The organism is Pseudoalteromonas spongiae UST010723-006 (genome assembly GCF_000238255.3).
Classification (GTDB): domain Bacteria; phylum Pseudomonadota; class Gammaproteobacteria; order Enterobacterales; family Alteromonadaceae; genus Pseudoalteromonas; species Pseudoalteromonas spongiae.
Genome location: NZ_CP011040.1, coordinates 1,132,267 through 1,143,667 on the forward strand (window position 1 = coordinate 1,132,267; position 11,401 = coordinate 1,143,667).

General features: G+C 40.4%; 10 protein-coding genes. 4 read left to right on the forward strand and 6 right to left on the reverse strand.

The annotated features are described in order from the left end of the window. The first annotated feature begins 391 nt into the window (after positions 1–391). The 4 genes from PSPO_RS19305 to PSPO_RS19320 all read left to right on the forward strand — a co-directional run bounded on the left by PSPO_RS19305 (position 392) and on the right by PSPO_RS19320 (position 4,791). Complete coding sequence (locus PSPO_RS19305; RefSeq protein ID WP_010558890.1) at positions 392–2,527, forward strand: TonB-dependent siderophore receptor; 2,136 nt, start codon at positions 392–394, stop codon at positions 2,525–2,527. Between the two features lie 69 nt (positions 2,528–2,596). Further along, positions 2,597–3,700 (forward strand): PepSY-associated TM helix domain-containing protein, encoded by a 1,104-nt coding sequence (locus PSPO_RS19310; protein ID WP_010558889.1) that lies wholly within the window; start codon positions 2,597–2,599, stop codon positions 3,698–3,700. A 175-nt stretch (positions 3,701–3,875) separates the two neighbouring features. Continuing rightward, positions 3,876–4,151, forward strand: a complete 276-nt coding sequence (locus tag PSPO_RS19315; protein WP_010558888.1) for a hypothetical protein — start codon at positions 3,876–3,878, stop codon at positions 4,149–4,151. A 49-nt stretch (positions 4,152–4,200) separates the two neighbouring features. Further along, positions 4,201–4,791 (forward strand): CBS domain-containing protein, encoded by a 591-nt coding sequence (locus PSPO_RS19320; protein WP_010558887.1) that lies wholly within the window; start codon positions 4,201–4,203, stop codon positions 4,789–4,791. Positions 4,792–4,859: 68 nt separating this feature from the next. Here the strand turns inward: PSPO_RS19320 and PSPO_RS19325 are convergent, their stop codons facing one another. The 6 genes from PSPO_RS19325 to PSPO_RS19350 all read right to left on the reverse strand — a co-directional run bounded on the left by PSPO_RS19325 (position 4,860) and on the right by PSPO_RS19350 (position 11,342). After that, positions 4,860–5,084 carry a DUF3955 domain-containing protein gene (locus tag PSPO_RS19325; protein ID WP_010558886.1) on the reverse strand — a complete coding sequence of 75 codons (225 nt, stop codon included), beginning with the start codon at positions 5,082–5,084 and terminating at the stop codon, positions 4,860–4,862. Between the two features lie 83 nt (positions 5,085–5,167). Further along, positions 5,168–6,076, reverse strand: a complete 909-nt coding sequence (locus PSPO_RS19330) for an SMP-30/gluconolactonase/LRE family protein (protein WP_010558885.1) — start codon at positions 6,074–6,076, stop codon at positions 5,168–5,170. Positions 6,077–6,085: 9 nt separating this feature from the next. After that, the gene (locus PSPO_RS19335; RefSeq protein ID WP_010558884.1) at positions 6,086–8,494 is read right to left on the reverse strand and encodes a beta-N-acetylhexosaminidase; all 2,409 of its coding nucleotides are present in this window, start codon (positions 8,492–8,494) and stop codon (positions 6,086–6,088) included. Beyond that, positions 8,475–9,458 (reverse strand): sugar kinase, encoded by a 984-nt coding sequence (locus PSPO_RS19340; protein ID WP_010558883.1) that lies wholly within the window; start codon positions 9,456–9,458, stop codon positions 8,475–8,477. The genes PSPO_RS19335 and PSPO_RS19340 overlap by 20 nt, the downstream gene beginning before the upstream one ends. After that, positions 9,458–10,909 carry a sodium:solute symporter family protein gene (locus PSPO_RS19345; RefSeq protein ID WP_010558882.1) on the reverse strand — a complete coding sequence of 484 codons (1,452 nt, stop codon included), beginning with the start codon at positions 10,907–10,909 and terminating at the stop codon, positions 9,458–9,460. The genes PSPO_RS19340 and PSPO_RS19345 overlap by 1 nt, the downstream gene beginning before the upstream one ends. A 46-nt stretch (positions 10,910–10,955) precedes the next feature. Beyond that, positions 10,956–11,342, reverse strand: coding sequence for a RidA family protein (locus tag PSPO_RS19350; RefSeq protein WP_010558881.1), 387 nt, complete (start codon positions 11,340–11,342; stop codon positions 10,956–10,958). Positions 11,343–11,401 lie beyond the last annotated feature (59 nt).

Consider the following 11,401-nt stretch of genomic DNA (forward strand, 5'->3'; position numbering starts at 1 on the left):
CCAAAAGTGTAACCCCTAGGTATCACCAAATCAATCATTTTGTAACCTTAAGGTATCTTTTTGATACATTAAGGTATCAAAAAATAGTTATCCATTTCACTCGTTAATGAAATAACCTTTAAAAATAATATGCCTGCCCTGTACTTATAGTGATCAAACAAACTTTGATTTAACTAGGTCACATTTAATTTATACGTTTTATTATGTTTTCTCATTATCGTTAAATTAGTAAAGCGATACTCAAACCGAACCATAAACTCCATTCAGTTTTTAGAATCTAATGCAATTAACAGCTTAATTGAAAATAACACAATAATAATATTGAGATCGATTATCATTTGAATTACGATACGCAACAATTTTTAGTCACTTGTGAATTTAGGTCCCTGTTATGAAATCGCGTGCTTTTAAACTAAGTACTTTATTTGTCGCCACATCTTCAGTATTCGCTACCCCACTTTTTGCTAACGATCAAACGGATAAAAGCATCGAAAAAATTGAGGTGTTAGGAAAGAACCACTCAAACTACCTTGCCGTAGAAGCAGAAACCGCTTCAAAGCTTGGTATTTCGATTAAGGAAACGCCACAATCGGTACGCGTAATTACTCGTGCCCTTATGAACGACTTTTCACTTGATGATGTGAATCAAGTACTTGAAACAACTCCGGGCGTTTCGGTAGAAAAAATTGAAACCGATCGTACTTACTACAAGGCACGCGGTTTTGATATCACTAACTTTCAAGTAGATGGGTTAGGCTTACCGCAAGAAAGTGGCGCATTGCAAGGCACTCTCGATACAGCCATTTATCAACGAATTGAAGTGGTTATGGGTGCAAACGGCATGATGACAGGTGCCGGCAACCCATCAGCTACGGTTAACTTTATTCGCAAACGTCCAACCGATGATCTGCGCGCCAATGTGTCAATTACTGCGGGTTCTTGGTCAAATATGCGTTTGGATGCAGATGTGTCAGGCCGCTTAAATGAATACGCAGCAGGACGTGCTGTAGTTGTTAAACAAAAACGTGATTCATACCTTGACCGCTACAGCGTTGAACGTGACGTATTTTATGGTATTGCCGAATTAAACCTAACTGATAGCACCACATTAACAACAAGCCTTACCTACCAGCAAAATGATGCTGATAGTCCACTTTGGGGTGCGCTTGCATTATTTGATTCCGAGGGGAACCCTACAGATTACGATACCTCTACTTCTACCGCAGCTGACTGGGCGTATTGGAATAACACGTCAAAACAAGCATTTGTAGAATTAGAACAACTTGTAGGTGATAACTGGAGTGTGATCGCACGTTATGCGCATACTCAAACCGAGCAAGATTCAAATCTATTTTATGTTTATGGTACGCCAGATGCGCAAACGGGTTTAGGTTTAACTGGTTATGCCAGCGATTATCAACTTACCGACCGCCTTAACCTATTTGATGTGTATGCCAAAGGAAGCTTTGAATTATTCGGACAAGAGCATTTAATTGCGGCTGGTGCAAGTGTTGCTGATATGGCGTATCAAGATAGCTCGCTATACGATTACACTACCGGAAATGGCTTTCCAGCGATGCCAAATCTAAATGAATGGGATGGCGTAGCACCAGTACCAGTATTAAAAGACGGCTTAAATGGTTCTCGTGTAGAGAGTGAACAAGTTTCAGAATATGTATCTGCGCGTTTCTCGATTACAGATGATTTAAAACTACTTGCAGGTATTCGTCACACCGCTTGGGAAACTAACGGTTTATCATACGGTAAAAACAAATCTCGTGATGTGAGCGACACGACATCTCACTTAGGTACGGTGTATCAAATCAACGACGATATTAATGTTTACGCATCGTACAGCGAAACCTTTGCTCCGCAAGCTGAACAAGATATTAACGGCCAAACGCTTGACCCTATTAACGGCGATACAAAAGAAATTGGTATTAAAACCGAGTTATTTAACGATTTAATGATGTTAAATGTGGCGATTTTTGATGCTGAGCAAGAAAACATAGCTGTTGCTGATACTATTAATTCAACTCCTGATAATACAGTGTATAGAGCTGCACCTGGTATTCAATCGCAAGGTTTTGAACTTGAATTAAGTGGTGAAGTTGGCTTTGGTGTGAGTGCAAACTTAGGCTACACCTACACTGATATTGACGTTTCGGATACCTTTAATTCAGGCAATAAAGACGCGCAATTAGTAAAAGACTATACGCCAAAACAAGTTTTTAAACTAGCTGCTAAATACGATGCGACTTTTGTTGATGGCTTATCATTTGGTATGAATATGCGTTGGCAAGACGATATTAGCCGTGTACAAAACGATACTCCACTTATTGTTACAAAACAAAACGCCTACGCACTTGTGAATATGATGGCAAGCTACGAAATTAATTCGCAAGTAAGTATTACAGCTAACGTAAACAACGTATTTGATAAAAAGTATGTTAATTCACTTTACTGGGCACAAGGTTTTTATGGTGCACCGCGTAACTACGCACTGTCACTTAACTGGTCACTATAACAAAATTCAAAATGTAAAGGTCGCGCTATGCGGCCTTTTGTTGTTTTTATAAACGGACGTCACCGAATTATGAAAAAGAAACTCCATCTTTGGCACCGCTACTGCGGGTTAGTCATTGTCCTGCCGCTTATTATAATTTCGCTTACGGGCAGTATTTTAGTTTTTAAAGAAGAAATTGATCACTTAATTATGCCCGAACTGGCAAGTGTGAATGCTTCACCTGGAACACGGCTTAGCTACGATAACTTGCACTCAACCATTAAACACAATTTGCCTAACTATGAAATTGGCAGCTGGGAAATATTTGATGATGGGCAAACCGCTGATCGGGTATACGTACTCAAGCATGGGACAGATGAGTGGTTTAAAGTCTATTTAGATCAATACCAAGGTATTGTTCGATCAACGCCACAAGCGGTCGACCATTACCTCACCGATTGGCTATTAGACTTACATTACAAATTTTTGATTGGCGAAACTGGTCTTTGGTTTACAGGCACTATTTCGCTTATTTTAATGTTTATGGGCATTTCAGGCCTCATTATTTACCGCCAGTTTTGGAAGAAATTTTTCACCTTGCGCTTAAAGGTTAAACGCATCGCTTTTTTTAGCGATCTACATAAACTAGTCGGAATTTGGTCTGCGCCAGTGCTACTTGTTTTAGGTTTTACAGGTGTATACTGGAATATTTCTGAAATTATTCATCATGAATTTGAGCATGCTGATGAGCCACCACATTTAGTTAAAGGCCCACTATACAACCACCAGCTTTCACTCGATAACTTAATGGTAACCGCAAAAACACAAATGGGCGGCTTTAGGGCAACTTATTTAATGTTTCCTTTTGAGCCCGATTTACCGATAACGTTTTTTGGCGACGTTGCAAATACCAGTTTTGTAACGAGTGAATACGCGTCAACGGTGAGCTTTGATAAAGAGACTGGTAAACAGCTTCCCAATTACGATATTCGTGAAGCACCGTTCTTTTTAGTTGCGGTAGATAGCTTTCGCAAACTACATTTTGGCTATTTTGCAGGGTTACCGAGTCGTATAATTTGGTGTTTAATCGGCTTAACACCGCTTATATTTGCGATTACCGGATGCTATTTGTGGCTTAAACGCAGAAAGCCAAAACGTCGAACGCAACAAAAAAATGAATACGTTACTTCGTAATCAGTGTTTTGCCGAATATAAATATATTCGGCAAAACTGAAATCATAAATACCGACTAAATTCATAAAGTTAAAATTCAATGTAAAAATAAATTAAACTTTACATAAAATAAATATTGAATTATTAATCGAACAGACCCACTATTAAAGTAACAGTAATTTTTAAGTAGTAAATTATGCTTCGTTGGTTGTTTGTCGTTACAGTAGTTGTTTTGGCGCTTAGCTTAAGCACCACGACAGCGATTGCAAGCGATAGCCAAGCAACCATTATTTGCGTTGATAACGCTGAAGACTTAAACCCAAACCAACTTGATTTTGACGATGTCGCGTTAGACGTCAGCTCAAAAAACGCAAAAGCGTTAAATTTTTACCAACCCAACCAAAGAACACAACCTGCGATTCAATCACGCATCGCGATTAAACTAATAAGAGCACCGCCTACAACCTGTTAGCTTTTTATATTTATCTTAATTCTAACAGTTAACAAATAAGGTGGTCGTTATGAACCAATTCACTTCATTTTCAACAAAACCGCTTCTTGAAGGCGCCAGCGTATTTGCACAAGTTCATCTAGACACTAGTGTGTCACTTTCAAGCCCTGCTTCATTTGTAATGCATGGCTTCCACCTTGAGCCTTTGCAGTATATTGATATCGATACTAATTTAGATGATGCAAACCGCATTTTGGAAAAAACCCATATGCGTACCAGCTTTGTAGTTGATGGACAAAACCAACTTAAAGGCGTGATTTCAAAGGCGCGCTTAGCAAGCAGTTATGTACTTAAAATAGCAAGTAAAAAAGGCTTAACACGTGCACAACTTACGATTGGTGACATTATGGTGAGATTAGAAGAAATTGATACTGTATCGGAAACAACACTCGCCAATACCAAAGTGGGCGACGTGTTAAAAACCATGGAAAAAGCCAGTTACGAATATTTATTGGTAACCGGTGCTAATCAAAACGAATTGCGCGGTTACTTTGATTTAATTGATATTGCAAAAATCACTGGCTATTCACTTAATCAAGCAAAAAGCGCCAAGACTTTCAGTCAATTGGTTGATTCGCTAGTCAATCACAGCGAAATTTAGATCAACAATCGCCCAGTATTTGCTGGGCGATAGCTTAACGATTTTAACAACAAGGAGGTGGTTAGCAATCAGCTAAGTTGTGAACGTCTACCAGCTTTTATTTTTAAGGCAATAAAAACCACCAGCAATACACTGCCTAACATAAACAAGCTCAATGAAATGGGAATAAGAAAAAATGCCTCTCTTAGAAACCCATTTTCATCAACCGTAACTCCGGTAAATTGATAAGCAAAATACGCGATTAATGAGAAACTAAAACACACTATTGCAGGCCAAACTTTTTTAAACGACATCTTTATCTCTAATGATTGTATTCTTATCAGTAGAGCTTGAATGCGCTAAAAAGTTGCAATAATTTTCACGTATTCATCACGAGTTACAAGTTAAAGGCTCTACCAGCAATATCCACATTAAAGGTTTCAATGGCGCCGCGTTTTTGCATGGTTACAAACACGGTTTTACCGTCTTTACCACCAAACGCCACATTAGTTGGAAATTGCCCTTTTAGTTTTATTTCTCTTAGTAATTTACCTTTTGGAGAAACCACCGCAATAACACCTGCACCATAGCGTGCAATATATAAGTTACCTGCCTTATCTGTACGCATTCCATCAAGGCCAAAATCGTCAAATTCAATCAGCAGTTGTTTATTAGAAACATTGCCTTGTCCGTCAAGATCATAACGCCATACTTTACGCTGCACACTTTCGTTTACATACAAGATGTTATTATCTGGGCTAACTTCAACACCATTGGTGGTGCCCATATTCGCCTCTAATAGGCTTGTTTCACCTTGTTTGTTTATACGCCATAAATTACCTGCGCTGGTTTGCCAGTTTGGGTCGCTCGCAAATAAAATACCGTTATCCATAATGGCGAGATCATTTGGTTGATTCATTTTTGCATTATGGGCAAACACCTTAACTTTGTCTGCGAGTTCGCCGCCTTGCGCTAAGTCTTTCGCAGCTATTGTTAGTACATTGTGATTAACGTAGTCAGCAATATACATGTTGCCTTTTTTATCAAAGCGAATGCCATTACCGATAGAGCCATTTTTAAGCGTAACGAGCGTCTCGACTTTATCTTTACCAAGCACTTTACCGATAGTGCCTTGGTGTTTGTAATTCACCGCGTATAACACACCTTGCGAGTCAACTGCAGGGCCCTCTACGCCATTGGTAAACGCATTATCTTTCACCCAGTCACTTGTCTCGAATAACGTGTCACTGCTTGCATGGGCGGCAAATAATGCCAGAATTAGTGCACTTGCTATGTTTAATTTCATTGTTATTCCTTATTGTTCGGTGCAAGCAAGATAGAGATCTCGCATTGGATAAATACCTGCAATCACAAGTTCGTCTGTGAGTTTTTGTAAATCAAGCAACTGCTCATCTAACCCGGTTCCTTTTATTTCACCTTTACAACTGCTTATCACCTGTTGTGAAAGCCCAATAAATTGCGTTAGTGATATAAGCGTTGGTTTTAGCTCGCTTAATTTTTTACTTGATGAGAGGGTTTCAAGCCCCATTTCAAGGCCTTTTTGCCACTTTATTAATTGCTTATCTAATTGCGTTATCGAATTAACATCGCCTGAGGTATAGGCTAGCACCCAGCGTTTAATTTGGCGTACTTGCTCACTTTCAACATATAAATAATCAACAAATAAATGAAGTGACGCCTCTTGATGATATTCATCGTTTAAATATTTAATATGGTGGCGCGTATAGTAATGAGCTGGTTCAAGCAGTGCTGCCATCGTATTAAGAAGCGCTAAGGTAGAAGCTTTTTCTTGTTTACTAAGCGACTTAGAAAGTTGGCTTTCAAAGCCACTTTGTTGCTGCGATAAATGCGCTGCACCAATCACATTTGCAGCAAATGTATTGATAAAAGCCAAGCGCAAATACATGCTGTTTTCATCTGTATATTCTTTATTTGACCACAAGCGTTCACTTATAACATACAAACGCGGCCAAATGCGCAAATCAATATTGTCATCGGTCACCATTTCGCTCCAAATAGTCGCTTCAGCACCTAAAATATTCGCTGCATTTGCGCTTTTTAATGCTTGAGATAGCGATACGGGAGATGGCGTGTTAAGCGTTGATAATTTAACGGGGTAACGGCTATTACCAATCATCACAGCGCTATTCTCCCCATTTAAATCAAATTCAAAGGTCAGTGGCCCCATCCAACTGTCCATTTTGGCTATAAATGCATTTGTTGTTTGATTAGGTGTTTTATTAACTAATGCCAACTGATGGTGGTTATTATTAAGTTTAATTAAAACTTGCTCACCTAAAACAACCAGCTCACCTTTAACATCGCTGCCTTTTAAGCGGTCAATCACAAACGACTTTGCCAATACCTGCGGTTTTGATAAATCAACTAGTGGCAATTTGCGTAGTGGATCATTGCGATAGTGATAGTCGCTGTATTGCGGCTGATCAATATAAAACCCTGTCGATAAAATACCTAAATGGCCGCTATTAGCGACTTCATTTAATGAGTCATGACCGCGCCATGATTGCACCACAATATCTTTTGGTAAATCTTGATGAAAAATCTCATCCCAACCCATCATTATTCGCTGGTGTTTAGCAATAATAGGTTGAATTTGGGTATTAAAATAATTCTGCAAATCATGGCCATTTTTAAGGGAGTGCTTGGCCATTAGCGCTTGAACATGCTTATTATTTAACCACTGCTCGGGTTCGACTTCATCACCGCCAATATGTAAATACTGATCAGGGAAAATAGCTGTCATTTCTTCGATTAAACTATCTACAAACTGATATACCTCAGGTTTTGAAATATCAAGTAACGGCTTAAATACGCCCCAATGACGCTCCATTTCATAGGGCTTTACCTCTGCCATAAGCTCAGGGTATGCAACGGCAATGGCACTAGCATGACCCGGCATACCAAATTCAGGCACCACTCGAATACCTAAAAGAGCGGCATACTCAATAACTTCCTTTACCTCACTTTGGCTGTAATAGAGGCCATCTGATGCCTTTTGCGTAAGCTTTGCAAAGCGTTTACTTTCAATGCGCCAGCCTTGATCGTCTGTTAAATGCCAGTGCAACACATTTAATTTGGCTGAAGCCATGGTGTTTAGCTGACGTTTAATTGTCTCAGTTGATAAGAAATGTCTCGCACTATCAATTAATAACCCACGCCAAGCAAAACGTGGCGAATCAGTAATTATTGCATGAGGTAGTATCAGTTGATTGTCAAAATGGTTTGCCGCAATTTGTGTTAGCGTTGTTAAACCATGCTGCGCGCCAAACACGGTATTAGCGTTTAGTGTGATGCCTTCTTGGTTAATCACTAATTGGTAACTTTCGTCGTTATTGAGCTGTGGCACCAGCAAATCGCTTTCCTTGTCGCGCACAATGACTTTCAGGGTTGCGTTATCTGGGTTTCGCTTTTTGTTATTTGCTAATTCTATTAAGGTGATTTTATGCTTTGCTATACGTGTTAAGTGCAATTCTAAACGCTTGGCTTGAAATTCTTTTCGCTTGTCACTAAACCCTTCAAATGAGAATTCAATTTGACTAGATAAGCGCACTTCACCCATTTGCCTCTCAAATGATTGTGGTTGTGGCATTAAGCTGGTTTCGGCAAAAAGTAATGAGCTAAACAGCAATAAACTACACAGCTTTAAAAATACACATGCTTTATTAATAAAATGTATCGACACCTAAACACTCCTGGTTCGAAAGTTTGGGAAGAAAATGAGTTGGGATAAGCGCACCATGCTGCTTAATTACCGAAGCAGCTACCTTATGCGCAAAATGTGCGGCACTTTGTGTACCACGCCCAAATAACATTGCCGCTAAAAAACCTGCGGCAAACGAATCGCCCGCGGCGCAGGTATCGACAACTTGCTTTTGGGTTAGCTGCTCTGCTGCCACATAAAGCAATGCGTCTTTGCCAACTTCTTGAATCACACAGGGCCCTGCACCTTGTCGAATAACAAGGGTTTGCCTAGAACTTTTCCCTTTGAAGTGTAAGTCAATTATATCGCTCACCGACTGCGTGCCATAAACGGCATATTCATCTTCATTGGTTAAAAATGCGATGTCGGCAAGTGCCATTAACGAAAAGTAATCATGAATGGGCGATATCGACTGCCAAAGCGCTGGGCGATAGTTATTATCAAAATAAATGATGCCGCCCTTCGCTTTAAATTGGTGTAGTGCATTTATAAGCACAGCTCGTTGCTTTTCATCTAAAATGGCGAGGCTTATACCCGACAGATAAATGGCATCCACTTGTTTTGTTTCAAGTGCAGTAAGTAGTTTGCGAGACAAAGAAAAATAATCCCTAGCCGCACTATTTTGCCTATCAAAACGAAAAGAGCGCTCGCCGCTATCACAAACATCAACCCAGTATTGCCCTAATGTTTTTGTTGGGTGGCGCTCAATAAAATCAAGCTTAATTCCAGATTGTGTCATTAACGCTTTTAGCATTTCACTTTGGCTATCAGTACCAATTGCCGTTGCGTAATAAATTTGAATAGGTTTTTCGCCCTGCGAAGCTATGAGCTGACTCAGGTAATAGGCGGTATTAAAGCTATCGCCACCAAAAAACACATCGCCATCAGCGCGATGCTCAATCAAACACTCGCCTAAAAACACAATGGAATTGAATGGTTGCAGCATCACATTAGCTCCACTTTATGTTTCTGCACTATTTTTGATGGCGTTTTTATTTGTGTAACTAGGCTCACAACAACGCCAAAAAACGCGCCACTTAATACCGCCGGTATTGAAGGGTTACCAAAAAATGCGAGCCACTTGGGGTTATAACCTATTAGCGCTGCTGTTAAAGTACTCGCCACTAAAATGGCAATACTGCCTTGCCATGTTAACTTTCGCCAAAAACGACCAAGTAACCCCATCACAAACAAGCCACACAGTGCGAGCGAGATCATTTTAGTGATATAGGTGATGATATTATTAGATAAAAGGGCAAATGAAAGCGCGATCGTCACGGTTAAAATCATGGCAATACGTGATAATACAAGTTGTTGTTTATCTGTTAGAGGTTGCTTACTCAGTGATTTTTTGAAAAGCCAAGCATAAATATCACTGACGAATACGCTAACCCCTGCGATAGCATCGGAACTTGCGCTTGAAAGAGTTGCCGATACACCCGCTAATAAAATAAGCCCGCCCAGTAAAAGTGGTAGAGTATTAAGTGCAATATACGGAAAAGCATACTCAGGATTATCTAAATCCCCCTTAATCAAATAAGCGCAAATACCGATAATTGCAGGTACTAATGAAAACCCTAAATAAAGTACGCCCGACATCAAAAACGATTTGCGAATACTGCTGACACTGTCACCTGAATAGATGCGCTGGCGAAATGAAGGGGTTGCCATTACCCCAACCAATACTGCAAATGACATAGAGATTGCTGGAATAAGGCCGATATTCTGATAAGACAAAAAACCACTACCGTTAACCAGTTGGTTGTTTTGTACCGCTTGCCAACCACCGACAGAATCAATCGCAAAATAGGCCATTAATAAAAAGCCTACAAATAAAATCACCGCTTGAATGGCATCGGTCCACACCACTGCAGAATAGCCCCCTAGGGTGACATAAATGGCAAGGCCAATGCCGATAATTAGCTTTGCAGTGGTATCATCTATGCCCGCAAGCCATGCTAAATACATACCACCACCTATTAAATGCGCACCTAACCAGCCAATACTCGCGGCATAAATAATCACAGCGAGGACTTTTTTTACAAGTGCGTTATTGCCCACATAGCTCGCAAGCTCTTCACTCATGGTGGCAAATTGTTGTTTGCGAACAGGTGCGAATACCCATGCCAATAACAGTATTCCCACCGCACCACCTATGCCGTAGAGCGCCCCCGCCCACGCATTTTGATAAGCAAAACCCACAGCCCCCATCGAAGAGCCGGTGCCGACCATAGTTGCAACCGTGGTGCCGAGTGTCAGTAATAAAGGCACTTTTCGCCCAGCTAACAAAAAGTCGCTACCGGATTTTTGCCAGCGAGAAACAAACCAACTAATTGCAATCATGGCAAGCAAATAGGCAAAAAATGCAGCCAGAAACGTCATTTGTTGTGATGTCATAAGTGCCCCTATTTTTTATTATTCTAATGGCGCGTCAGGTCAGCGCTTATTGATCTTTGTAGCAGGTCACATCAACTTCTACTTTACAGTCAACAACCAGGTCTGCCACCATGCAAATGCGCGCAGGCGGGTGCTCACCAAATACTTCTGCAAATACTTTATTAAATGACTGAAAATAACGAGAGTCCGTTAATACCACCGATACATGGGTTACTGTTTCAAGGCCATATCCTGCCTCAGTCATAATGTCGATACAGTTTTGTATGGCAAGACGCGATTGCTCAATAATGCCGCCTTCAACAACTTCGCCATCGCGCATGGGGGTTTGCCCCGATACTTTTAACCAACCACCCGCTTCTACTGCGCGTGAAAAAGGTAAATGTTGGCCACCTGTACCTGTGCCGCCTTCTGCGCCAATACGTCTAATTGTCATAATTTCCTCTTTTAAATGCTGCATTGAGAACCTTTTCTCAACATTTCAAAATTCTTATT